Below are 23,344 nucleotides of genomic sequence, written 5' to 3' on the forward strand. Positions count from 1 at the left end.
AGTTTGGCGGTCGTGCCGCAACAAACGCCTGCTTTCAACCTCATATAATCCTTCTATCATCTATCCAAAAGGGATAAAAAATTCATCTTTTCACATATTCTACTTCTCATCTACAGAAAAAAGCTCAATTCGACAAGGCCGAATCAAGCTCATTTTTTAATTAGTATAGGAATGTAAACTAAAATTTATAAGGGCTGTTGGTTAACAACGATTTATACCGCTGGCTCAATTAAACCGTACTTGCCGTCATCGCGTTTATACACCACATTCACAGTGTCTGTGTCCATATTGGAGAATACGAAGAAACTATGGCCAACCAGATTCATTTGGAGAATCGCTTCCTCCACATCCATCGGCTTCAATGCGAAGCGCTTGTTGCGCACCAACTCGAAATCTTCTTCCTCATCCGCATAAGTAACCGACGATGTCTCGACCTTAAATAAATCACGCTTGCCGCCTTCTTGGCGAATTTTACGATTCGTTTTGGTTTTGTGCTTGCGGATCTGACGCTCAAGTTTGTCCACAACCAAATCAATGGATGCGTACATGTCCGTATTGCGTTCCTCAGCTCTCAGCAGCACGCCTGTTAGGGGAATGCTCACCTCAATGGCTTGCAGACCTTTAACTACACTTAGCTTTACTTGTACATCGGATGTAAGGGGAGCTTCAAAATACCTCTCTAGTCTATTCAATTTCTTGTCGACATAGTCCCTGAGGGCTTCAGTTACTTCAAGGTGTTCTCCGCGAATGCTAATTTCCATGTTCAACATCTCCCTTCCTGCTTACATTATACTACATTCTATCCCATCTTCATAATTCCTTTAAATTCCGATCTACAATTTGCAAAAAAACATAAAGAGACAAAATATGCAGAAAAACACCCCAGGATATGTCCCAGGGTGCTAGTGCAATCGTAGATGTATTCAAGCGGCACCAGCTCGTGCCGGACGCTTATAGTTTGCTTACGTTAGCGGCTTGTGGTCCGCGCGCGCCTTCCACAATGTCAAACTCAACCGCTTGGCCTTCATCTAATGTTTTGAACCCTTCCGATTGAATCGCCGAGAAATGCACGAATACATCCCCGCCATCCTCACGCTCAATGAAACCATAGCCTTTTTCTGCATTAAACCATTTTACTTTACCTTGCATAACGTACACATTCCTTTCGTTTTAAAAAATAGAAAAACCATAAAAATGAAAGCCCTTACTTTTCGACTATATCACCTAGCCGCTTGACCTGTCAATTTGCCCTTTTTTATTTGCTTAAATATTTAGAAAATTCGGGTATATACATGCCGTGGATAAATAAAAAATATGTAGAATCCTGTCATATCGGGTTTTTTTACATATTATTAACAAAGTTATGCACAACTTTGTGCACATTATCCACAGGATGCTTTATGAAACTTTTGGGAATCGGGGCCCCATTGGGGTTGGTTTATGCACAAGTAGAACTGCCACGAAAATGCTTTGTCCAAAGATGATTGAAAAAAACTCTGTAAATCGACTAATAAGCAAAAAACCTTTTGCCTCAGCAAAAGGTTCTTGATCCTACGCAAATTAGTTCATGACTTGCGGTAATGAGCTACCACTTTCTCCACCGCATTTACCACATCTTGAATATCCGAATCTAACATCGCCGGAAACAACGGAAGAGAAATAATTCCTTCATATAAAGTTTCTGCAATAGGGGCAATACCCTTCTCATAACCAAGCTTTTTATAATAAGGATGAAAATGAACTGGGAGATAATGAACATTAACTCCGATATTCTCTTTGCGCAATGCGTCAAACACTTCTTTTCTTCCCGCGGTAAGCTCGTCTAGTTTAAGTTGAATGATATAGAGATGCCAACTCGATTCGCGATCTGACTTTTGAGCAGGGGTGATGATCGTAGAATTCTTAGCGAATGCCTCCGAGTATTGCTTGGCAATCTCCTTCCTCCTCTTTACAAAACCATCTAGCTTTCCTACTTGTGAGCTTCCTAAAGCAGCCTGGATATCCGTCATCCTGTAATTAAATCCGAGTTCATGCATTTCGTAATACCAATCGCCTTCATTTTTTTGTTCGAGCCAATCTTTATCCCGTGTAATACCATGGCTGCGGAACAAAAGAAGCTTTTCGTATAAATCAGACGAATTCGTTGTAATGATGCCACCCTCACCCGTGGTTACATGCTTCACCGGGTGAAAGCTAAACATCGTCATATCCGCTATTGATCCAACTCTGCGCCCTTTATATTCTGCACCGAGGGAATGTGCCGCATCTTCAATGACGATCAGCTTCCGATCTCTGGCGAGCTCCATAATCTCGTCCATATCAGCTGGCTGCCCCGTAAAATCAACGGGTATAATCGCTTTCGTTTTCGGTGTCAGCAAGGATTTAATCTTATATTTGTCTATATTGTACGTATCTGATTCAATATCAGCGAACACGACATCTCCACCACGATAACGAACACAATTCGCGCTTGCGGCAAAAGTCATCGGACTCGTGATGACCTCGTCTCCTTCGCCGATACCTGCAGCAAAGCAAGCACTATGAAGCGCTGCAGTACCATTAGAAAATGCGACTGCATATTTAGCGCCAACATACTGGGCCACCGCATCCTCAAATTCCTTAATCTTCGGCCCTTGCGTTAGAAAAGGCGATTTTAAGGTTTGTATCACCATTTCGATATCAAAGTCATCGATCCATTGCCTGCCATATGGCAGTAAAGAATCGCGTACAGGTCGTCCACCTTGAATCGCTAATTGTTCCCCTGATTTTTGCACCAATAGTATCACCTCTAACGTTTATAAAACGGGCTGAAATGTAGGATTTGACCACATCTCAGCCCAAATTGATTACAAAATTGTTTTGATCCATTCCTCGGTAAGCTTAAGCCCGTCCTCAAGCGAAGTCTTTGGTTCCCAACCAAGCAACTGTTTAGCTTTTGATGAATTACACAGCAGTTTTTGAATTTCACTTTGTGGATGGATATGCTCCACGTGTTCGATTCTGCTCTCATCTTTAACGATCAGTTTCGCTAAGTCATTCACTGAAATATCGTGGCCTAGACCGGCGTTCACGATGTGGCCATCTACTTTATTCGAATACCCTGCTTCTACAACGAACCTTGCGCAGTCATCGACGAACAACAAGTCCCGAGTTTGCGTTCCCTCACCATAAATATGAAGCGTTTCACCCTTTAGCTTCTTCTTAATGAAAATGGCAACTACGCCACCCTCACCGCCAAATTTTTGAAAAGGCCCATACGTATTAAATGGACGGACCACAACAGCAGGCAAATCATAAGCATAGAAGTAAGAAAGCACCATATTCTCCGCTGCAATTTTGGCTCCCGCATACGGGGACGCTGGCTTAATTGGGTGTGTCTCTGTTATTCCTGTTTCATCTAAACAGCGATCATAGACCATGCAAGTACTCATGAAAACGATTTTCACTTGATGCTTACGGCATTGCTCTAGTACATAAAAGGTACCCAACGTATCATTATTAAATGTTGTACGCGGATCGTCGATACTGTCTTGAACATTAATACTCGCGCCCAGGTGATAGCAGATGTCGAACTTATTATCAAACAGCTGTTCTAAAGTACCCTCATCCTTAATATCGCCTTTCAAGAATTGTTTAAATCCAGGATGAGCTCTAAATTCATTTATATTTGTTTCTTCACCATTAGATAAATCGTCAAGCACCCAAACGCTATGTCCGTCTTCCAACAGCCTTTTGACCACCCAACGGCCAATAAAGCCTGCACCGCCTGTAACCAATGCTTTCATCTATATCTTCCCCTTCTAGGATATAGCTTAAATTTACTATAAAACGTCAGTATTATAGAATCATATCTAACGTTACAGCAGTTCCTCTTGGAATGTCGTTTTTCACCGTTTTGCCTAAGAGCAGATCTCTATATTTAGGAGGCAGTCCAAAGCCAGGGCGAATGACACGTAAATTGTCTGTTGTAAAAGCTTCCCCGACTTTCATATCTTTAACCACGTACAAAGACCTACGAAACTTCAGAGAGTTTTTTTCTTTCTCGCTAACGCCATACGATACAGCACCCAGACCTTGCCATGCGCGCTCCGTTTCTTCAACCAAGCTTTGCATTTCATCAGGTTCAAGAGAAAACGCGCTATCTACCCCACCGTCTGCTCTGCTCAAGGTAAAATGCTTCTCAATCACCGTAGCTCCTAATGCGACGCTCGCAACCGCAACACCAACGCCTAACGTATGGTCTGATAGACCCACTTGAATATCAAATAATTGCTGCATATGTGGTATTGTTCGGATATTCGAATGTTCAGGTGTAGCCGGATAAGAACTTGTACATTTCAATAGAACAAGATCCTTACATCCTGCTTCACGCACAGTTTTCACTAACTCATCCAGTTCAGCAACACTTGCCATCCCCGTGGAGGCAATTATGGGTTTGCCCGTGGAGGCGACTTTACGAAGAAGCTGTATATCTGTATTTTCAAAAGAAGCAATTTTGTAGCAAGCCACATCTAATGTCTCAAGAAAATCAACAGCCGTCTCATCAAACGGTGTACTAAATCCGATCATCCCTAGCTCCGTGCAACGATCAAAAATCACTTTATGCCATTCCCATGGCGTGTGTGCTTGTTGGTAAAGGCCGTACAGGGACTGCCCTTTCCATAAACTCTCGGCATCGTTAATGAAAAAGTCTGCCTGGTCTGATTCGATTGTCATCGTGTCAGCTGTATATGTTTGTATTTTCAAGGCATGTGCGCCCGCTCGAGCTGCTGCATCGACAATTTCAAGAGCTCTCTCCAAAGACTGATTATGATTACCTGACATCTCTGCAATAATGAACGGTCGATGTCCGAACCCAATTTTCCGATTTCCTATATCGATTTCGAGCTTGTCATGCATGCCATAGCACCTCAGTATAAATTTTTAGTATCTGCCATGCCAATTATTCTTTCAACAGGCGTATCCCAACCATTGTTCAACAAGTGTAGATAAGGTTCTTTATCAACTTTTTTATGATAAGTACCTCCCGCTATTGGTTGAGATACCGCTACTATGTTACCACAACGAACATCTGGCCAAATCTCAAGAAATAATGCTTCGATTTCCGCAATTAAACGATTATAACTTGTTTTCAGCGTATCACTAGGCATATATTCAACAGTTTTCTGAGCAATAATATCCCCTGTATCGATTCCGCTATCTAAATAATGAATCGTAACACCCTTAAGTGTATTATGCAGAAAACTCCAAATATTAGGGTCTGCCCCACGATTCCACGGCAAATATGAAGTATGGAGATTAATTGCTTTATAAACAAACCGATCCAATATTTCTTTTTTCAGAATACTCCGGTACCTATAACTAATCAAAAAATCAATATTATTCTGTTCTAAGGTTAATAAAGTAATGGGTTCTTCGGTTTGAACTACCGTATCTCCAAACGATTTTAAAAATTGTATCATTTGTTCATGGTAAGGTCCAAGATATAAAATATTCAATTTAATTTCACCCTTAAAACCCCTTTAGCATCGTGGCAATTAGTATGTTTTTGCCGTTTGCTTCATTATCGCTCATCAAGCTCAAAGCATTTATACTTGTTTGGCGAACTGCTGATGGGTGCGTTAAAGTATAACGAATTGCTTGGGCAATTTTCTCGACGTCGACGTCATAATGATATCCTAAATTCCATATCGCGCCTTGTTTCGCTACCATACAGGCAATTTCCCACTGATTTTTTGCCATTACAATGGTGATTGCAGGCAGTCCTACACTGCAACGTTCCCATGTTGCAGTACCTCCCGCCCCTATGGCCAAATCAGATTTGGACATAAGTTCAGCCATATTATTTATTTGACAATGGAATTGAAAGTTTTGAAGCTCCAAGCAGCACTCTGCAATACTTCCCTTATTCGGATTGGAAGAGCCCGCAACGATATCCACATGAATATTTGACAAATTTAACGACAAAATCGCTCTTATTGTAAGCATCGTTACGTTATCCGGATCACTTCCCCCGAAAAAAACTAATATCCGATTTACTATACCATCGCGTTCTTTCCGCTGCTTAATATTTGAAAATTCTTCCCTTAGTAGCGCATATCTCGGTCCAAAAAAAGTTCTACAATGATCAGGTATTAGTCCTCTATATCGCTCATCTGCTTTTTCATATAAATTTTGATCCAACAACAGATCACAGTTGTGAATTCGATCTGCCAAATCATCTATTACCATAATATGCTTGACATAAGATCGCATCAGCGTTTCCCATCGTTCATCCAATGCATAGTGATCAATGATCAACCAATCCGGAACTAGTTGCTTAAGATATTCCAAGGTTTGTCTTGCGTCCACCATAGGATCAGCTTCCAACCAACTACTATGTGGAGGATTATCTTCAGATTCCAATTGAAAGAGACCAACGTTTGGTAGCTTAATCACTCTAAACCCTTGAGCTTCAATTACATCGCATATATGACCGGTCAACTCCCGGCAAATAAAGATGACATCAGCCATGTAAGATCGTAGCTTATTTGCAAATGTCAAACATCTCATTACATGACCAATTCCTATTTGGGTAGATGCATCCGCTCGAATGACTACTTGCACATGATCATATCCTTTCTTTCAGTGGAGAAAGAAAAAAGCCCGCCAGACGGGGGCCCTATATTTTTTTATCAACAATGATGCCCAATTTCTCATAAAAATTAGCCACCATATCCATAACTTTCCTGGATGGAATTTCTTTAATCACATCATTCGTCTTGTCATCTACAACTTGAACGTAATATTCTTGCAGCTTATCATGCAAAACGAAATGGAGATGAGAATTTTTAGACTGCAGCATTTTATTGAGATTGTCGAGTTCCTTGCTAATTTCTGTTTTGTTGTAAGTCCGATCTTGTTGAATTTCAACGTCCGAAATTTCCCCTTGATTAAGTACCTTCTTCTCATTGGAGTATTCCTGAGCACCTGATCGCTCCTGTAAACCAGAAATATCAGTAATCGGTCGAATTTCCATTTTGCCCTCCCTGTGCTTTAAATATGAAAAATTACTTCTATTTTTTTCGGTCGAAAAAGACCCCATACGGCATTTGTCTCATATAAGAATCGTATTGCGAGGAAATCGTTCTGGATTTTTGGACATCATTCATCTTTATTTCCGTCTCTTGTAAAGAGGTTTGAACGAAATTCCGCAATTCGGTTTCCTTAGCCTGCCAAAATTCGTATAACGCCCGGTATTTACCGACATCTGCATCTTGCTGCAGATTGTCACTCAACTGTTTCAGCAACGACTCGCGCTCTGTATACAGTTGCTCCATACCTTCCAGACCCTCGTCCTGCCGGGAAGACTGAATCATCCGAAGCAAATCATCCGTTCTGTCAATTAGCTGATGAAACAGCTTTTCAGTCGGTCCCATGTGGGCTCCTCCTACTGTTTTTGGCTGCGGGCAAGAGCGATCGCTTGTTTCCATGTATCGCGAAACTCCATAAAAAAGCCTTCAACCTCTTCCAAAATAGAAACATCCTTCGAGACATTGGCTTCAATGAGTCTTCTCTTCATGTAATCGTAGAGCAAGAGCAATTGTTCAGAAATCGGATATTTCCTATCAAGGGTAATGATCAATTCATCGACAATATCTTGCACACGGGTGATGTGCTGATGAGCATGATTATAGTCTTTATTCTCGATAGCTTGTTTTGCACGCTTTGTAAATGTAATGGCGCCATTATAAAGCATAAGTGTAAGTTCTTCCGAAGGAGCCGTGTCCACTTGGTTTTGTTTATAGCCTTTTGCTGCTGGTTGAATCATACGGTTCCTCCATTATTTAAAATAACTGGCAAGTTGCGAACTTTGGGAACTCAACTTCTCCAAGGATGTTTGCAGCGTTGTGTACCGACTGTACAACTTCTGCTCGTAGTCGGATAATTTCGATTGCTCCGATGTAATGCGCGTTGCGTAATCGTCGATTTGTTTGTTCAAGTAGCTCTGTGAAGGTACGACCTGCGTCTTTGCCGTAAGTCCGGCGACGATATCTTTTTTCAAAGTTTCATACAAACGGGTGCCAATGCCGGCATCATTCCCGGTTGTCAAATTGCCGTTCACATCGCGTGTTCCATCTTTTGTAAAAAGAGTGACCACCTGATCCGGATTATTTAGCAACGCAGTGCGCAATTTATCTTCATCAATATAAATTTTCCCTTTTTCCTGATAAGCCAGATAGCTGCTTGAACCACTGCTCGGGAAGGTAGTAATGCCTATATCCGACAAATCATTATATTGCCCTGCCGCAATTCCGGATACATTGTTCGAAAGATCGTTCCGCATTGCATACAGGCCCGAATCTATTGTGCTGTCATTTCGCAGCAAACCGGATTTCGCCTTTTCTTCCCAAAGAGTAATATCCGCATCCTTCATATCCTTTTTCTGATCGTCTGTCAGCGGAGCATAGTCGCGATATCTCTTTTCGCTTAATTTGTTGTTCGTTTTATCGATTAACGTGTTGTACTTATCAAAAGTACTTTTAATCGTTGAAACGATAGTGTCCACATCCAAGTTATTAGATCCGCTGATCGTATAAGGGACACCAGCCGGGTCTGCCAACAACGTAAAGTTGATGTTGTTCAACGTAAAAGAGTTGGAAGCAGACTTTACAACGTCCGGACTACCGTTGAAATAAACTTCTGCGTCCTGTCCAAAAACATCTGTATCTATCTGACCGGCACCAATCTTGAGATTCGTCAAATTTGATGTGGGGGTCGTTTCTTTTACATGTATTTTCGCTGTCGAGCCCGTTTGGTTGCTAACGAACGTCAATTTGTCGGAAAGCTGATCGTAAATTGCTTTAACCCCGGTAGATGATGTTGCTCCATTAATATTGGCAACGATTTGACTCACACTATCCCCGGCATTAATCGTGATGTCTTTGTTGCCCAACGTCCCTGCTACATTTATCGTACCGGCAGTCCCGGAGAAAGCCCCAACTGGACCGGTGCTGGTGATGGTCGCAACTTTTGCAAGCTTATCTACCTGCAAAGTAAAATTTCCGCTCAATGCATTAGCTGTCGGAGTAACCTGTACTTTGCTCGTATCAGAGGTCGATAAAGTCGTCTTTTTCGCCATAAATGTGGACTGATATGTCAACTTTTGCGCTTCATTCATAAAGCTTGACATATCGGTATTCATATCACGATAAGCATCGCGTTGCCAAGTGAGAGATGTCTTTTTCTGAATCATTTGATCGATAGGGGCTCGTTTAGCCTTCATCATTTGGCTAACAAGCGAATCAATATCCAATCCTGATGAGCCTAATCCGCTAATTCGAGTCGTCAATGGAATCACCCTCGCATTCACAAGTGTTTTATATTATATATCGGCAGAAGTCCCGATTTGATTTACTGCTTTTGTTGAATATGTGAATTAATCATCGCCCAATCAGGATTTTGACGCATGAGAGATGCCGCTTCTTTCCATGAAAACAAACGACCGGGCTGGTACAAAGCTTCATAAATCCGCGAGATTAGCTCCCAGTCTTCAGGAGTATCAAGTGTCCAGCGGTATTCGGGAATACCGTCCTGACATACAACAGAACGGCTGAAAAAGCATTCCGGGTTATTATATATATAGGGAGTAACGTGCTCGCGATCATGGGCCTCTTGCGTTTTCCGATGTGCCGCCTCCAAAGAAGCGAAGGAAAATACCTCAGTATCCAATCCTCGCGGATAGGTGCGTTGCAAAGTATTGCTTACATAATCATATTTCTCGCCGATAAGATACTCCTGGATCACAAAGGAAGAAACTTCCGGATCGATCAGTGGACAATCGGAAGTAATCCGAATGACTGTATCTGCTTGCGCTTGCAGCGCGGCTTCGTAATACCGCGATAAAACATCCGATTCGCTACCGCGGTAAACCATAGCACCTCGAGCCTTAGCTTCTTCAACAATCGGATCGTCCTGAGTCCCGTCTGTTGTCGCAACCACAATCCCTTGCACGTTCTGAAAATTTTGCACTCTTTCAATTACGTGCGCAAGAACCGTTTTACCAGCCAAGGTTCTCAACACTTTTCCAGGGAGTCTGGTCGATCCCATTCTCGCCTGAATGATCACCACATTTTTCAAGATAAATCCCCCTTGATTAAACCCTCCTCTAGTATCCACTGGCGGAGGGTATCACGATCAATAGGTTGTTCCTGATGAGAGTTGACTGTGCATTGCTGCATTTTTTGAGCGTTGGGGTACGGGGTTTCCCATTTTTCATCACGAAATGCAGAAGGAACGATAAACATATTTGGAGTTTCCCAAGCATGCAACGTTTCATCTTCAGTCATTAATTCTTCATACCGCTTTTCCCCTGGCCGCAAGCCGATTTCTTCGCGAACCACTTTTTCGGAAATTCCGTATTTTTTGCATACCTCTTCAATGACTACATCGACCAGATCAACGAGCAAAATGGTCGGCATCTTTAACACGAAAACTTCCCCACCCTGAGATATGTCGTTCGCCTGTAACATTAGCGTAATTGCCTGTGTGGCCGTCATCATGTAACGAGTCATCTGTAGATCCGTTATGGTAACTATCCGTTTCTCCAGAATCTGCTTGACAAAGAGTGGGATAACAGAACCTCTAGATCCCATTACATTTCCGAAACGGACGGATGCAAATACGGTTTTCTTTGGCCCTTTCTGGTACTCTGCTGCCGATATGAGACGTTCGGCCATCAGTTTAGACGCTCCGTACGTATTAGTTGGCGATATGGCTTTATCAGTAGAAGTGAAGAGAACTTTCTTTACCCCGCTCTGAATAGCCGACTGAATCATGTTTTGCGTACCGATGATATTCGTCTGAACGGCCTCAAATGGATTGTATTCGCAGAACGGCACATGTTTCATAGCTGCCAGATGAAAGACGCAATCAATATCCTCCATGGCACGAAGAAGCCTTTGTCCATCCCGGACGTCCCCGATTAAAAACCGCAGTTTCGACAAGTGTTCTGTAAAATGTCGTTGCATCTCATACTGTTTGTACTCATCACGGCTCATAATTCGAATAACCTGCGGATTTTGCCGCAATAAATAACGGGTAAGATGTTGACCGAGCGTTCCAGTACCACCGATGATCAATATTTTTTTGCCTTCATAGTTCATGCTTCCAACTCCAAATCAGTTCATAGATGCGGATCGTACCAATCGCTGAAATTCTTCGCGTTCCTTTGAAACATCGTTCAGTTGCAAAGTTGTTAAAAATTCCGAAAGTGTCACATGAGCAAACCCGTCGATATAGGCGCCGCCTTCCGTAGCATTGAAATAAATCTCATTGCTGCTCCTGGCTTGCTCCTCAAACCACTTTTTATAGACAAGCAAATTGCGCGAGGTAACAACAGTTCCTTTGCGATCAAACGCTAACACACGCTCTCCCGACGCTTGCTGTTCCCATCTCTTGTAGAGCGGCGCCCCCACTGCGTGTGTCTGGTTGTCCGTGTAGGCAAGATCTTGACCAACCAAGCAAAGCGGGCGCATGCTCAATAATCGGGCAAGAGAAAATAGCGTTGTGGACACGGAGCCTCCCGTCTGTACAAGCGGCTCGCTGCGAAGAGCAGCCATCTTCTCTGCTGGCACAAAGCCTTCCTGAAAGAGGATAAATTTAGGACCGGCGTATTGATCCACAACTTCCGAATTGACGGTACTCAAGAATAACAAGGGGATTTCAGCTGTTTCCCAACCTTCCAACTGTCTGATCATTCCCTGTTGCGGATCGGTCATAACTATAAAGTCGGGTCTGATTCCATGACGAACCAACAAAGAAGATGCCGTTCCTACTGCCCCGAGTAAACAATGTTTGGCAGCAGTTTGCAAGAGGGGCAATGCTTTGGCAAGAGACGGGCCAGCGCTAATGAGGATAGCTGGAACTGAAGATGGAAAACTTTGAAATGTTGAAACTGACGGCCAACCCTGCCGAGTATTTTGCATAAAATTATGATGCATCGATTCCTTGTTAATAATTGCACTGTTATGCTTAATTTTATAATCTTGCAAAATTCTTTTTAAAAACTCCAACTCCGCGGGCATTGCGCGCAAAGACGGTTCATGGACGATTACGTGTACACAATCGCCCTGCCAAGCATTCACCCGTTCGCCAAAAACTTTCAAATCATCCGTAACGACTAACGTTAGCCGTGGGTTATTCATAATTTCTGTAACTGCACCCGATTGTTTGATATACAAAAAGGCCGCAACATTAGTCTCCCATACTTCGATAGGAATTCTCTGACTCTCTGTTTGCTCCAGCAGGGCGCTAACATGATACCCGCATCCAACGCCGTAAAGCACGATACGCTCCAAATCCTCCCCGTCGAAACTGCTCAATTGTGAAGCAGCGAACCGGTTGGCTTCAACAATGGGATCGTAGCGGCTGTGCAAGTAAACAGGCGGAACCCCGTACTCATGTATCAAGGCCGTCCACGATCCATTTCTCGCTCTTTCAAGAGTCACATCAGGTGCATGAAATCGCGGATCATCCTTTTGGATAAAGTGATGTCGCTCACTCACTGAACCATTCCTCTTAGTTGATTTTCACAAGATTCCAACGTTGGGCGCAGTTCATACTGCAACAGGTCGCATAAAGATACAAAATCCTTTTGCTCCATCGCCTCCCCCATTTGATCAATGAGCGGCTTTATGAGCTCAACGTTCCACCCCTCCAAAAAGCGCCGATCCAACCGCTGGATTCCGTTGACAGCTGATATCAACCAATCTAACCCTTCCAAATAGGCCATTAGTGTGTCTAACCAGCCCGCCTGGTGAGTTTGAATATCATGAGCAATTTGCTCAGAAGCCGCTGCCAATCTAGGTACGTAGTCTTTCATACTTTCCAATGTTTCCTGAACGATGTCTTGCATTAAACTTCTTCCTCCTCTTGCTCCAGATTCGGCGCTTCCCATTTTAATTTCGGGTCAAAGTACAACTCTTTATCATCTAATTCCAGCTCGGCAACTGCCTCCCGAATTCCTCTCTCATACACGTCCATAATTTGATCTTTTCCCTCAACGACCCACATCATAAAGTTGCTTTGATGCACCAAAATAGATTTCAAGCGCTCCATTGAGGACACACGGGAAATCGGATTCATTTTCACATGATAATTGGTAAGAAGCGGGGAGAGGTAAAACATGCTGAAAGGATCCTTTAACATGTCCTTTATCAAGTGCTCTACATTGCGCATAATCCGGCTAGCCTTCATTTCCAAAAATTGCACCGGCTTCTCCAGCAAAAACGGCTGCTCCATTAACAATTGATCAATTGATTGCAGAATCTCTTCCGCAAACTTGCTTATACGCTCGATCTCACCTAGCCGTTCATTAAAGAAATCGATCATATTTCTCATTTTATCGTACAATTCTGAATCTGATGGCTGCGACGGCAACTCTCGGAACAAATCGGGAATAGACGGAGTCGGATCTTGGCAATATTTTTCCAGCACCTCTTGGAACGGCATCTTTATCGTCCCCTTAATATCCGCCCCTCCCTCTGTGGAATTGATTACCAACGGGGCCGGCAAAGCCTCAACCATGTGTTCCATCCAAAACAGAAACTGTCTCCATAATTCCCTTGATCTCACTTTCCCGCCATAATACCCGTCCACATAAACCGTTTTATTATAAAAGTTTTGATCTGGCTGCAAAGCAGCTTGAAGCTGCTTGCGTTGTTCATCGGTTACCTGTTCGTCATTTTGGTCAACATAAAAACTATCCTTGCTGTGCGTAACCCCCTCTTCCGAATAAGCTAAATCCTGACCGATAAAAACAATTGGATACCCGCCGAGATGCTGAGCCAGGGAATAACTCAAATGAGCTACTGAGTTGCCATTGTAAAGCGTCCCCATGTCCCCGAGCGCTTCACTCATAAGCCGGGAATGTGTAATATTTGCTTTGAATATGGGTACCACATATGAATTCCAGGCACGCGGAAGCCGCGGATCCATTAATGACAGCGCAATCAAGGCCGTTTCTTCTGGTATTTCCATACCGTTTGTACTGAGTTCATAAGAATTGGGCCCCCTTTCCAAAATACACAGCACATCAGGGGCGATCCCGTTTTTCATTAGTACTTTGAACGCCGATTCTGCGCTTATAATCAGCGCCTTTCCTTTAGCCCGCTTGAGCAGGGGAAGTTGTTTGTCCAATGATGGACCGGATGCTACGCAAAAAATCGGCTTTCCTTTATATTTTTCTTTTAAATCTTTAATGCTTCGGGAGCGAAGAGCAATTGGGACATTTTTCAATTCATTGGACATGCCAAGCAGAGTATCGTCCATGGAGTTACCCATAGCAGTCACAGTAGTGCGCAGTTGATTTACAATAATATTGATAACCGTATCATAATAATCGGAATCCCGGCGGTAGCTGGCAAACGTACGCAGTAATTCGGTCTGCAACAAATAATATCCGATATAGGAAAAAATATAGTGACTCATTAAAGCAGACAAATCACCCATAAGGTCAGTCAAAATAATAATTCTCTGCAATTTTCCCAACAGATATGGCGATAAATCAACTTCCTGAAAAAATTTCTTCACAAGTGCGGGATCTTTCTCTATAATTAAAACCCATGCCGTTTCGGTTTTGTTTTCCAATATTTGTTTGATAATCGCAGAAGAGCCCATCCCAAACAGGATATAACCTGTATTGTCGAAATTGATGCCATCCAAAAATTGTTCCGCCTCATACTGCGGATCATACATACTTGCCGAATAAAATTCATTTCCTTGCCCATCTGTCAGTTTAAAGGCAATATCGTCGCCAATATGAATACATGCAAGTTCATCGGTACTGATTTTTTCCATCTGCTTCAAGAGCCATTCGTTGTATTCCGTGAAGAATTGTACATTGCTATCGTAATAGTTCATACTAAACTCCTTTTATTCGGAAGACCCGGCAACAGCCTTTATCCGTCCGAACAATTCATACATTAATATATCTGCAGCTATCAAATAGTCTCTGTTTTCCACAGCCAGTAAGATCAGTTCTAGCAGTTTGTTCAGTTCCCGATGTTGTGCCTCAGAAACAGATTTATGTGTCAATAATGAAGACATTTCCTTTGTAAAAAGTTCTACTTGTTTCAAGCCGTCCTTTATTTCATAGCGATAGAAAGCATAACAAATGCGCTTCACTTTCTCATGTAGTGCCTCAACGATTCTGTCGTACATAGTCTCCCCCATTCATTTACAGCAAATCATTTGTTTTAAAAAAGCCAACCTCATTCGGGTTGGCTTTTTTATGAAATACGGGAGAAAAATTATCGAAGCAATTGCAGAACGCCTTGCGGCTGTTGGTTTGCTTGCGCCAGCATCGCTTGCGCTGCTTGAGCAAGAATGTTGCTCTTGGTGTAGTTCATCATTTCTTTCGCCATATCCACGTCGCGAACACGGGATTCTGCGGCGGACAAATTCTCCGATGAAGTATTCAGGTTGTTGATAGTATATTCCAAACGGTTCTGGTACGCACCAAGATTCGCGCGAATGGAAGATACAGAACCAATGCCATCGTTAATAGCTTTAATGATAGATCCAACAGTGCTGGATTTGATTGCCGAGAACTTGGAGCCATACAGCGCACCAACTAATTTACTCGCTTTAGCATTAACAAGCACAGATACTGTGATGGTTTGTTTGGAGTTAGCACCAACCTGAAATCCGATTTTACTAACTGTGGAGTTCAACAGCTTCTTAGTGTTAAATTCCGTAGCAGAAGAGATCCGATTAATTTCTTTCTGCAACTGTTGCACTTCCAAGCCAATCTTTTTACGGTCAGCAGTCACATAGGTATCGTTACCAGCTTGAACTGTCAACTCGCGCATACGTTGCAGAATGTTTTGCGTTTCACTAAGTGCGCCCTCAGCTGTCTGAATCAGGGAAATACCGTCTTGAGAGTTACGGGAAGCCTGATCAAGACCACGGATTTGAGCGCGCATTTTCTCGGAGATCGCCAGACCTGCAGCGTCATCACCTGCACGGTTGATGCGAAGACCAGAGGAGAGCTTCTCCATAGCCTTATTTGTACCAGCATTGTTGGTAGTCAGTTTGTTGTACGTATTCAGTGCGGGCAGGTTGTGGTTGATAATCATGTATTATTCCTCCTTGAGTTGTAAAGAACACATCCATGTGTCCTTAATTTTCCGCTTTCCGAATTAGGTCGGCCGCCCTAAAGGAGAAGCGCTTGATTTATATATCGGAACATGTCGCTTAATAGTTTAGAGCAAATTTTGCGATTTTAGAATTTATTCGACTTATTGATTGATTCACAATGTACACAAGGTCTTCGTTCTGAACATATCGTCGCCCGCTTGATTGGTGTCGTATTTGGACGGATCGACCTTGGAACCCAACTCGCCGTAATGGGCAGCATCAATCGCAAGGTCATCAAAAAGCTGTACTACCCTGATCTGTTCACGTCCTTAACTCCTTCGACTGTTACCGCGTCTTCCAAACAATTCGCCGCAGACTTGTAAAAACAATAATTCATTTCTTAATTATTTTCATGTCGTAAACCGATAATTTATATATACGTAAAAAGGAGGAGACCATGGATGAACCAGAATCAGCGGATGGCGCTAGTTCCTAAATATATGCATGATTTCGCATGCATTGGGGCCGATTGTGAGGATAGCTGCTGCATAGGCTGGCAGGTAAATATAGACGAAGCGACCTACAAGAAATATAATCGCATCCGGGAGCCAGAACTGAAACCTTTAATTGAAAAAAATATCGCTCGAGTAAAATCTAATCGTTCTGAGATCAACTATGCAAAAATCCGAATAAATCAAACCACCAGATCTTGCCCGTTTTTATCAGAAGGAAAGTTATGCAAGCTGCAACAAAAGCTGGGAGAGGACTACCTCTCTGATACATGTACTAGTTATCCCAGAGTGACAAGCATTGTTAATGGCGTGCTGGAAAGATCGGCCACTTTATCATGTCCCGAGGTAGCACGGCTTGCTTTGTTGAATCCTGCCAAAATGGAATTTGACGAAATCGTTGAATCCGCGCAATTGCGAAGTATAATTAGTAAGTCAATCGACACTCGTTCCAAGAAGTTTCGACATACGTATGTACAATATTTTTGGGAGCTGAGGATTTTTACAATAAAGGTGCTTCAGCTGCGTACCTACGCTTTGTGGGAACGCCTTGTCTTGCTGGGGTTGTTCTTTCAGAAAGTAGAAGAATATATTAACTCCGGCCAATACGATGAAATACCGGAGCTTATCGAAACTTACACAAACATTATTAATGACGGTTCGCTCAGAGAACAGTTGAACGATATTCCAGTTAACTATTCTATTCAGATAAAGCTGATGATCGAAATCATAGAAGAACGTTTAAACAGTGGCGGCATAAACACTCCGAGATACCTGGAATGTTTGCAGGAAATGATTCAAGGCCTAAAATACGACGAAAATGCTACAGTGGAAGAGTGTACAGAGTATTATAAGAAATCTTTCGATATGTATTTCGTTCCGTTCATGAAAGAACATGAATATATTTTAGAAAATTATTTGGTAAATTATGTTTATATGAACTTTTTCCCCATCGGGAATTACGACTCTGTGTTTGAAGAATACGTCATGCTTGCGGTACATTATGCCATGATCAAATTGCATTTAATTGGAATATCGGGGTTACATCAAGGGCTCAATACCGAACACGTAATAAAGCTGATTCAATCATTTACTAAAGTTTTAAGTCATGATCAGCAATTTTTGCAAAATCTTATTCGATTGCTAAAAAAGGACGGCTACACTAGTTTGCCCTATATGACAATTTTGATAAAAAATTAGTTTGACAGCGATTAGGTCAAAGGATAATTTTTTAAGATCTGAGAAGAGAGATTGGAATCAGATATAAATGCAGCATTGAATTATAGAGGGAGAATAAAAATGATTTCAACTATAAAACATGTTTCTATTAAAGCGCACCCCGACATTGAATTAAACTATAAAAGGGATCAATTAGAATATGTATTGACATATCCCTCTCAAGGAATCAACGAAGAAACTGGTCTTATAATGGTAATCACACCATTTGGAGACACACCTAACTCTATCTATCAAACTGAAAAATTACGCCCTCACCTTGCCGACAATTATAACTGTATCGTTGCTGGAATTAATTTTTTTGGTATAGAACGTAGCCCCGACTCTATTGATTTTGATGCAGAATATATTGCCGAATTGCAGGATCATTTCGGAATACCTCATACTGTATTTATTGGTAACGGCGGTATTCGACCTGACTTCTTTCCAGTTCTTGTATCTCAGCTAAAGTCTAAGGGCATAAAACGTTTTGAGGAAGGGCCTATTACGCAAACGATCCGCCACACAAAAGGTGAATACGAATCATTTGGATTCCTTCCCGCTATAGACTGCCTTGTCGTATTAGGGGATATCTTAAAACAACACCACCTTAACAAGAAAAAAATAATCGCATTCGGTTCCTCATATGGTGGATACATTGCGATGTTAATGGGCAAGTTTGCTCCCCATACATTTTCAACAGTGATAGACAATTCTGGATTCTCCAGGATTAGCTTACATAATATTTGCGCGAAGGATTTTAAAGGCGGTCCTGCAATATACCAAGACGATGAAATATTCATTAAAGGCGTATCAAATGAACCTTGGACGATCTTAAATGAAAATGCTCCTAATTATTTTTCGGACAGCCATAGATCGATAAGAAGTTTGTTGGAAAAAAGGCATAGAGTGAAATCTGAAACAAATTACTTTATTTATCACAGCAAAAATGACCAGATGTGTCCGGTGGGGGAGAAAGAAGAAGTTGCTAATATCTTAAGCGATTATAACCAAACTTATTTCACTAAAGTCAGCGAAAGTGATATAGATGGGAATATCTTCAAAAATTTAAACCATGGGATGGATGCATCGTTACGAGGTTTGTTTGAACTCACAGCTAATAATGATGAAAGGAATTTGTTGAAAAAAAGTCAGTCAACAGATTTCCAATTGGGCAGTGTGTATAATTTCGACTGTGGCAGAAAGGCATATAGAATCTCATATACAACGGACTATCAATTAATAGCTGAAATTATTGGATAAATCAAAGTGAGTTAACATATTTTGAGCAAACCCATTTCCGTTATTATGTTACAATATGTCCAATTGTTTGTAGAAACATTATTTACCAATAAAAACTTCGAGGTGAATCAATACAGCAAATAGAATCTAGGGAGGAAAATTTAAAAGACCATCTTGCATATCGCTGGATGGTCTTCTTTATTGCCAAATAATTTCGCCTATTGCACGTTCGGATCTAACAACTTTCTCAGAACATCCAAATATTCAAGATTACCTTCGATAACCAAGTTCGACGTCAGGGTGTGCCCTTATATAAAATATATATCCTTCAAGCGAATGCCAGCTCCTTTTCAAATCACTTTTCTGGATTTATAAAATTTTTCAAGTCCTTTAAATCTATTTTGGACCGAATCGCCTCTTTATTGCTTTGTTGAACTGCCTCATACAATTCCTTGCGCAAAATATTTACTTCTTTAGGAGCATTAATGCCAATCTTCACTTGATCTCCGTCAAATGCCGATATCACGATCTCAATGTTGTTATTTATAATGATCGATTGCCCTTTTTTTCTTGTCAGGATCAGCATCGCCGCTCACCACCTTCTTCGGGGGTTTCTTTAAAGAGAGGGTCATTAGTCCCATAAGTTGATTGTGGAGGTAGCACCAATTGACGAGCTTGCCCAGTGGCTATATTTAACACTAGTGGCGCTAACAAATTCACCGTAGACTTTATATACGGCTCCTTAATTGTTACAATATTAAGTACGGCGACCTCTTCATTCGACTTCAACTCAAGCAAGCTCTTGTCTTTATCCTCAATTTCAAATGTATACTCAGGATAAAAGACAAAAGGCGTCACTACAAAAAAGCCAATATTCTCATCTTGTAAACTTTGCAAATAAGCGTACGGACTACCTTCTTCAACTACAGAGATTACAAAATCATCGAATTCCTCAAACCCGAGGATACTTCCATTAAAACGAATCACTTTCTCATGCAAAAATTCAAGCATTTTCTAATCTTCTCCTAAACACATAATGCTATAGCTTGCGCTATAGCATTATTTTTTATTATTTGTATTAGTCATGCGTTTTAATTGAACATCAACGGACCTATGCTTTGATATCAATTTGTGGAGGAATAATCTCCACTTTAGGGTACTGCATCATATAAATATCGAGCTTACCCCGGGTATAATTAATTTCCGGAGGATTCGGATGTGTGTTCACGTTTACTTTGCCTTCCTTGACTTGAATATCGAGTTTGCCCGGCTCGTAATGCAAATCGACATTATCCATAGAAGCGTCTCCCATGAACTCAAACTCGAAAAACTCCGCGCCCTTTTCCTTCGCAATATCAGCAATGGCATTACCGCCTTCTTGAATTGCCGCCAGCCGATTACCGTCTTCGACAATTTTGGCGATCCCCTGCAAGGCTACTTCATGAGCCCTGGAATAGATACGATTCATAGTCTCAAGGGCAGGGCCAAGTCCAAGCGCATCCCAAGCTTTGCTGGAGTCAATGTAAAGCACGCCGGTCTCCGCGTGAATTTCAAGCTTAGGACGTTCGGTAGTTATTTCGAAAGTAGCTTTGGGTTGTTTGATGTCCAGCTTACCTATATCAGCATCAATACCTAGCTGGGCATTTTGTTGACGAATCTGTATTTGTGGGATTGGTAACGTCATCGTTAACCGCTCCTATCGAAGGAAATCAACAAGACTTGTGCTTATAATCTTAGCACCAACGGATAAAGAGGCATTATAAACATTCTCATCTGTTTTTAGATTTGTAATGACTCCTGGTATGTCCGCATCTTCGGCCTTAGCCTGGAGAGTCTGAAGATTCATACTAATGTCTTCAAGACGCGATTGAGCTAGCTCAATCCGATTTTGCCTAGCACCAACGTCTGCTCTTGCTTGCAAAAAAGCTTCGTTACGGCTATCTAACCTTCCAATACAAGCCCCAATAGCATTTTGATTTCCAGAACCTAAAGCTGCAGACAAATCTTTCATCACAGTAAAAATGTTATCGCTTGCGCCTGGGGCACCAAATATTTTATCTCCAGAGACATTGGCTGATACTCGGACACCCACACCAATATCGAATTTAATATCTCCTGTGTCCACTTGAACCGTCTCGGCAGTAGCCAACGTATATGGTTGTTTATCAGTGAGTTGACCATTAAATACATACTTACCATTAAACTGACTGTTACCAATTGTCACCATTTGCTCAGTAAGCTGATCAACTTCCTTTTTGATAGCATCCAAAGCCGATTGCGGATTGGTTCCATTAGCAGCATTCACAGTTAATTCTCTAACGCGCTGCATAACTGTATTAGCTTGATTCAGAGTTGTATCCGTGTAATCCAGCCATGATACAGCAGCATCTGCATTCGACTTAAACTGCTCATTCGCTGAGCCCTCACTTCGGTAACGGAGTGAAAAACTGATTCCTACTGGATCATCAGAAGGCTTATTTATTTTCCTGCCTGTAGACAGTTGATTCTGATGATCATTGATTCTTCCAAGGTTAGCGCTAACATTACGAAGTAACTGGTTGTTCATCATACCTTGAGTCACTCGAGTTGTCATGAAAAGACACACTCCGTTCTAGATTTAGTTAAACCTCAATTACCTACCCACAACACCCATGCTATTAATAACTTTATCCAACATTTCGTCAAAGGTTGTCATAACACGAGCGGCAGCACTGTAAGCTTTTTGATATTTGATCATATTGGACATCTCTTCATCTAAGGAAACACCGCTGACGCCCATACGATTAGAATCAACTTGATCAACTAAAATTTGCTGATTGGTAGTTTGCCTTGTGGCTTCTTGACTTTGAACACCTAACTGACCTACGATTGAACGGAAGAATTCGTCGAAAGTGCCATCTTTGAGAACTGTATTACCTGAGGTGGAAGAATCGAAATTAATCTTCTTCTCTTTAAGTCCTGCCAGCAACAACGCCATATCATTGTTCCCTTTTACAACTTTCTCTACGCCATCTGCAGGATCTACATAAGTCCTCGCCGAGGATGATACGTTAGAAGCATCGCTGAGAATGATTGGGTTCACCGTAATACTTGCTGCATTAAATTCTGTTTCTCCAGGCTTTAAGGTAAAGAATGGGACACCTGACTTCAAAGGACTAGAACCCGAGTAACCTAGCTGATGCAAGCCATTAAAACCTTTCACAATGACATTCAAATCACTGGTTAAAGTACGATTTGCACCGCTGAAGGTCTGCGCTGTTGTTGTACCATCCGCATTCACGACCGTTAATATAGTTCCCTCAGGAACAACCATGCCTTGAGGCAGTGTGGTTTGTATGTCGCCCTGTACCATGGACTTCAGCATAGAGTCGAATTGGAATTGATAATTAGCCACATATTTATCACGGGATTGAATCATCCCGTATACTTCTCCGCTATTCAAATCACCGGAGGAAGCTGAGCCTTCTAGCGATGCAGTTGTTAGTGTGCTAGACACCTCTTTGCCTGTTACTAATGCTACACTACCCATTCTCACGTTATATCCACTGCTATCTTCCGTAAAGGTGACATTGATGATTTTTGACAAATTGTCCATGAGAAGATCTCGTTGATCTCTCAAGTCATTAGCATCGTCTCCCAAAGCCTCAATCCGGTAAATATCTCCATTCAGTTTTGCGATTTGACCAATGGCAGTATTTGCTTCTGTCGCTTTGATGCCTATGTTCGTGGTTAAGTCGGTCGATAGATCTTTTAATTGCCTTGAAGCTTGATTAAACGCATCTGTCATTGCCAACGCCCGCTCTTTGACAAGGACTCGAGCTGTTGTGTTCTCAGGGGATTTACTTAACTCTTGCCAGGCATTCCAAAATCCTTGCACGGTTTGTCGAATACCCGTATCCGATGGTTCATTGACGATGGATTCGATTTTATCCAGTGTATCTTTTCGTATGGACCAGTCTCCCAGATTTTTGTTTTCATTATGAAATTGGTCATCCAAAAACTTTTCCCGAATTCTGGTAATTTGGTCGAATTCAACACCTTGTCCCAATTGGCCCGGAACATTACTTCGAGATAACCCCGGATATTCAATAGGAATAGACGCAACCATATTGACGACTTGTCTAGAGTATCCCTTTGTATTCGCGTTAGCAATATTATGGCCTGTTGTACTCAAAGCGGCTTGCTGCGTAAACAACGCCCGTTTAGAAATCTCAATTCCTGTGAAGGTGGAACGCATCGTTGTGATCTCCTTTCGAATT

General features: G+C 41.9%; 26 protein-coding genes. 3 read left to right on the forward strand and 23 right to left on the reverse strand.

Annotated features, from left to right (window positions below):
- Nucleotides 1–212: 212 nt before the first annotated feature.
- From hpf to ABRS97_RS25970, 18 genes are all read right to left on the reverse strand, one after another.
- On the reverse strand, nt 213–761 hold the full coding sequence (hpf, locus tag ABRS97_RS25885) for a ribosome hibernation-promoting factor, HPF/YfiA family (protein ID WP_367818800.1): 549 nt from the start codon (nt 759–761) through the stop codon (nt 213–215).
- Between the two features lie 190 nt (nt 762–951).
- Entirely contained in the window at nt 952–1,149 is a 198-nt protein-coding gene (locus ABRS97_RS25890) for a cold shock domain-containing protein (RefSeq protein WP_367818802.1), read from the reverse strand.
- Nucleotides 1,150–1,565: 416 nt separating this feature from the next.
- Complete coding sequence (pseC, locus tag ABRS97_RS25895) at nt 1,566–2,774, reverse strand: UDP-4-amino-4,6-dideoxy-N-acetyl-beta-L-altrosamine transaminase (protein WP_367818804.1); 1,209 nt, start codon at nt 2,772–2,774, stop codon at nt 1,566–1,568.
- Nucleotides 2,775–2,846: 72 nt separating this feature from the next.
- Entirely contained in the window at nt 2,847–3,785 is a 939-nt protein-coding gene (locus tag ABRS97_RS25900; protein ID WP_367818806.1) for an SDR family NAD(P)-dependent oxidoreductase, read from the reverse strand.
- 52 nt (nt 3,786–3,837) lie between these two features.
- The gene (pseI, locus tag ABRS97_RS25905) at nt 3,838–4,899 is read right to left on the reverse strand and encodes a pseudaminic acid synthase (protein WP_367818808.1); all 1,062 of its coding nucleotides are present in this window, start codon (nt 4,897–4,899) and stop codon (nt 3,838–3,840) included.
- Between the two features lie 11 nt (nt 4,900–4,910).
- Nucleotides 4,911–5,498 carry a formyl transferase gene (locus ABRS97_RS25910; protein WP_367818810.1) on the reverse strand — a complete coding sequence of 196 codons (588 nt, stop codon included), beginning with the start codon at nt 5,496–5,498 and terminating at the stop codon, nt 4,911–4,913.
- A 13-nt stretch (nt 5,499–5,511) separates the two neighbouring features.
- Nucleotides 5,512–6,606 carry a UDP-2,4-diacetamido-2,4,6-trideoxy-beta-L-altropyranose hydrolase gene (gene pseG, locus ABRS97_RS25915; RefSeq protein WP_367818812.1) on the reverse strand — a complete coding sequence of 365 codons (1,095 nt, stop codon included), beginning with the start codon at nt 6,604–6,606 and terminating at the stop codon, nt 5,512–5,514.
- 55 nt (nt 6,607–6,661) lie between these two features.
- The gene (locus ABRS97_RS25920; RefSeq protein ID WP_367818814.1) at nt 6,662–7,018 is read right to left on the reverse strand and encodes a flagellar protein FlaG; all 357 of its coding nucleotides are present in this window, start codon (nt 7,016–7,018) and stop codon (nt 6,662–6,664) included.
- Nucleotides 7,019–7,055: 37 nt separating this feature from the next.
- Nucleotides 7,056–7,418 carry a hypothetical protein gene (locus ABRS97_RS25925; protein WP_367818816.1) on the reverse strand — a complete coding sequence of 121 codons (363 nt, stop codon included), beginning with the start codon at nt 7,416–7,418 and terminating at the stop codon, nt 7,056–7,058.
- Nucleotides 7,419–7,429: 11 nt separating this feature from the next.
- A complete protein-coding gene (gene fliS / locus ABRS97_RS25930) occupies nt 7,430–7,810 on the reverse strand; it encodes a flagellar export chaperone FliS (RefSeq protein WP_367818818.1) in 381 nt (126 codons plus the stop codon).
- A 12-nt stretch (nt 7,811–7,822) separates the two neighbouring features.
- Nucleotides 7,823–9,331 (reverse strand): flagellar filament capping protein FliD, encoded by a 1,509-nt coding sequence (gene fliD, locus ABRS97_RS25935; protein ID WP_367818820.1) that lies wholly within the window; start codon nt 9,329–9,331, stop codon nt 7,823–7,825.
- Nucleotides 9,332–9,393: 62 nt separating this feature from the next.
- Nucleotides 9,394–10,110: a cytidylyltransferase domain-containing protein gene (locus tag ABRS97_RS25940; protein ID WP_367818880.1), complete on the reverse strand. Its 717-nt coding sequence runs from the start codon at nt 10,108–10,110 to the stop codon at nt 9,394–9,396.
- 5 nt (nt 10,111–10,115) lie between these two features.
- Nucleotides 10,116–11,144 (reverse strand): polysaccharide biosynthesis protein, encoded by a 1,029-nt coding sequence (locus ABRS97_RS25945; protein WP_367818821.1) that lies wholly within the window; start codon nt 11,142–11,144, stop codon nt 10,116–10,118.
- Between the two features lie 15 nt (nt 11,145–11,159).
- Complete coding sequence (locus ABRS97_RS25950; RefSeq protein WP_367818823.1) at nt 11,160–12,545, reverse strand: motility associated factor glycosyltransferase family protein; 1,386 nt, start codon at nt 12,543–12,545, stop codon at nt 11,160–11,162.
- Nucleotides 12,542–12,895, reverse strand: coding sequence for a hypothetical protein (locus tag ABRS97_RS25955; protein ID WP_367818825.1), 354 nt, complete (start codon nt 12,893–12,895; stop codon nt 12,542–12,544). Before ABRS97_RS25955 ends, ABRS97_RS25950 begins: the two co-directional genes overlap by 4 nt.
- Nucleotides 12,895–14,901 carry a motility associated factor glycosyltransferase family protein gene (locus tag ABRS97_RS25960; protein WP_367818827.1) on the reverse strand — a complete coding sequence of 669 codons (2,007 nt, stop codon included), beginning with the start codon at nt 14,899–14,901 and terminating at the stop codon, nt 12,895–12,897. Before ABRS97_RS25960 ends, ABRS97_RS25955 begins: the two co-directional genes overlap by 1 nt.
- 12 nt (nt 14,902–14,913) lie before the next feature.
- Entirely contained in the window at nt 14,914–15,201 is a 288-nt protein-coding gene (locus tag ABRS97_RS25965; RefSeq protein ID WP_367818829.1) for a hypothetical protein, read from the reverse strand.
- Nucleotides 15,202–15,290: 89 nt separating this feature from the next.
- The gene (locus tag ABRS97_RS25970) at nt 15,291–16,118 is read right to left on the reverse strand and encodes a flagellin N-terminal helical domain-containing protein (RefSeq protein ID WP_367818830.1); all 828 of its coding nucleotides are present in this window, start codon (nt 16,116–16,118) and stop codon (nt 15,291–15,293) included.
- Between the two features lie 165 nt (nt 16,119–16,283).
- Here ABRS97_RS25970 and ABRS97_RS25975 point away from each other — a divergent pair, with 165 nt between their 5' ends.
- From ABRS97_RS25975 to ABRS97_RS25985, 3 genes are all read left to right on the forward strand, one after another.
- Complete coding sequence (locus tag ABRS97_RS25975) at nt 16,284–16,502, forward strand: hypothetical protein (RefSeq protein WP_367818832.1); 219 nt, start codon at nt 16,284–16,286, stop codon at nt 16,500–16,502.
- Nucleotides 16,503–16,580: 78 nt separating this feature from the next.
- The gene (gene fliB / locus ABRS97_RS25980; RefSeq protein ID WP_367818834.1) at nt 16,581–17,828 is read left to right on the forward strand and encodes a flagellin lysine-N-methylase; all 1,248 of its coding nucleotides are present in this window, start codon (nt 16,581–16,583) and stop codon (nt 17,826–17,828) included.
- A gap of 99 nt (nt 17,829–17,927) precedes the next feature.
- Nucleotides 17,928–19,106: a DUF2920 family protein gene (locus tag ABRS97_RS25985; protein WP_367818835.1), complete on the forward strand. Its 1,179-nt coding sequence runs from the start codon at nt 17,928–17,930 to the stop codon at nt 19,104–19,106.
- A gap of 334 nt (nt 19,107–19,440) precedes the next feature.
- Here the strand turns inward: ABRS97_RS25985 and csrA are convergent, their stop codons facing one another.
- The 5 genes from csrA to flgK form a co-directional block, all read right to left on the reverse strand.
- A complete protein-coding gene (gene csrA, locus ABRS97_RS25990) occupies nt 19,441–19,671 on the reverse strand; it encodes a carbon storage regulator CsrA (protein ID WP_367818837.1) in 231 nt (76 codons plus the stop codon).
- A complete protein-coding gene (fliW, locus tag ABRS97_RS25995) occupies nt 19,665–20,096 on the reverse strand; it encodes a flagellar assembly protein FliW (RefSeq protein ID WP_367818839.1) in 432 nt (143 codons plus the stop codon). The genes csrA and fliW overlap by 7 nt, the downstream gene beginning before the upstream one ends.
- A gap of 100 nt (nt 20,097–20,196) precedes the next feature.
- The gene (locus ABRS97_RS26000) at nt 20,197–20,769 is read right to left on the reverse strand and encodes a DUF6470 family protein (RefSeq protein WP_367818841.1); all 573 of its coding nucleotides are present in this window, start codon (nt 20,767–20,769) and stop codon (nt 20,197–20,199) included.
- A gap of 12 nt (nt 20,770–20,781) precedes the next feature.
- Complete coding sequence (gene flgL, locus ABRS97_RS26005) at nt 20,782–21,678, reverse strand: flagellar hook-associated protein FlgL (protein ID WP_367818842.1); 897 nt, start codon at nt 21,676–21,678, stop codon at nt 20,782–20,784.
- Between the two features lie 39 nt (nt 21,679–21,717).
- Nucleotides 21,718–23,322, reverse strand: coding sequence for a flagellar hook-associated protein FlgK (flgK, locus tag ABRS97_RS26010; RefSeq protein ID WP_367818844.1), 1,605 nt, complete (start codon nt 23,320–23,322; stop codon nt 21,718–21,720).
- Between the last annotated feature and the right edge of the window lie 22 nt (nt 23,323–23,344).

The organism is Paenibacillus tabacirhizosphaerae, assembly GCF_040812395.1.
GTDB lineage: Bacteria > Bacillota > Bacilli > Paenibacillales > NBRC-103111 > Paenibacillus_E.

Coding starts and splice junctions, on each gene's coding strand:
- hpf (WP_367818800.1), bottom strand. CDS start 761: ATGGAAATTAGCATTCGCGGAGAACACCTTGAAGTAACTGAAGCCCTC.
- ABRS97_RS25890 (WP_367818802.1), bottom strand. CDS start 1,149: ATGCAAGGTAAAGTAAAATGGTTTAATGCAGAAAAAGGCTATGGTTTC.
- ABRS97_RS25900 (WP_367818806.1), bottom strand. CDS start 3,785: ATGAAAGCATTGGTTACAGGCGGTGCAGGCTTTATTGGCCGTTGGGTG.
- pseI (WP_367818808.1), bottom strand. CDS start 4,899: ATGCATGACAAGCTCGAAATCGATATAGGAAATCGGAAAATTGGGTTC.
- ABRS97_RS25920 (WP_367818814.1), bottom strand. CDS start 7,018: ATGGAAATTCGACCGATTACTGATATTTCTGGTTTACAGGAGCGATCA.
- ABRS97_RS25925 (WP_367818816.1), bottom strand. CDS start 7,418: ATGGGACCGACTGAAAAGCTGTTTCATCAGCTAATTGACAGAACGGAT.
- fliS (WP_367818818.1), bottom strand. CDS start 7,810: ATGATTCAACCAGCAGCAAAAGGCTATAAACAAAACCAAGTGGACACG.
- ABRS97_RS25945 (WP_367818821.1), bottom strand. CDS start 11,144: ATGAACTATGAAGGCAAAAAAATATTGATCATCGGTGGTACTGGAACG.
- ABRS97_RS25955 (WP_367818825.1), bottom strand. CDS start 12,895: ATGCAAGACATCGTTCAGGAAACATTGGAAAGTATGAAAGACTACGTA.
- ABRS97_RS25960 (WP_367818827.1), bottom strand. CDS start 14,901: ATGAACTATTACGATAGCAATGTACAATTCTTCACGGAATACAACGAA.
- ABRS97_RS25965 (WP_367818829.1), bottom strand. CDS start 15,201: ATGTACGACAGAATCGTTGAGGCACTACATGAGAAAGTGAAGCGCATT.
- ABRS97_RS25970 (WP_367818830.1), bottom strand. CDS start 16,118: ATGATTATCAACCACAACCTGCCCGCACTGAATACGTACAACAAACTG.
- fliB (WP_367818834.1), top strand. CDS start 16,581: ATGAACCAGAATCAGCGGATGGCGCTAGTTCCTAAATATATGCATGAT.
- ABRS97_RS25985 (WP_367818835.1), top strand. CDS start 17,928: ATGATTTCAACTATAAAACATGTTTCTATTAAAGCGCACCCCGACATT.
- csrA (WP_367818837.1), bottom strand. CDS start 19,671: ATGCTGATCCTGACAAGAAAAAAAGGGCAATCGATCATTATAAATAAC.
- fliW (WP_367818839.1), bottom strand. CDS start 20,096: ATGCTTGAATTTTTGCATGAGAAAGTGATTCGTTTTAATGGAAGTATC.
- ABRS97_RS26000 (WP_367818841.1), bottom strand. CDS start 20,769: ATGACGTTACCAATCCCACAAATACAGATTCGTCAACAAAATGCCCAG.
- flgL (WP_367818842.1), bottom strand. CDS start 21,678: ATGACAACTCGAGTGACTCAAGGTATGATGAACAACCAGTTACTTCGT.
- flgK (WP_367818844.1), bottom strand. CDS start 23,322: ATGCGTTCCACCTTCACAGGAATTGAGATTTCTAAACGGGCGTTGTTT.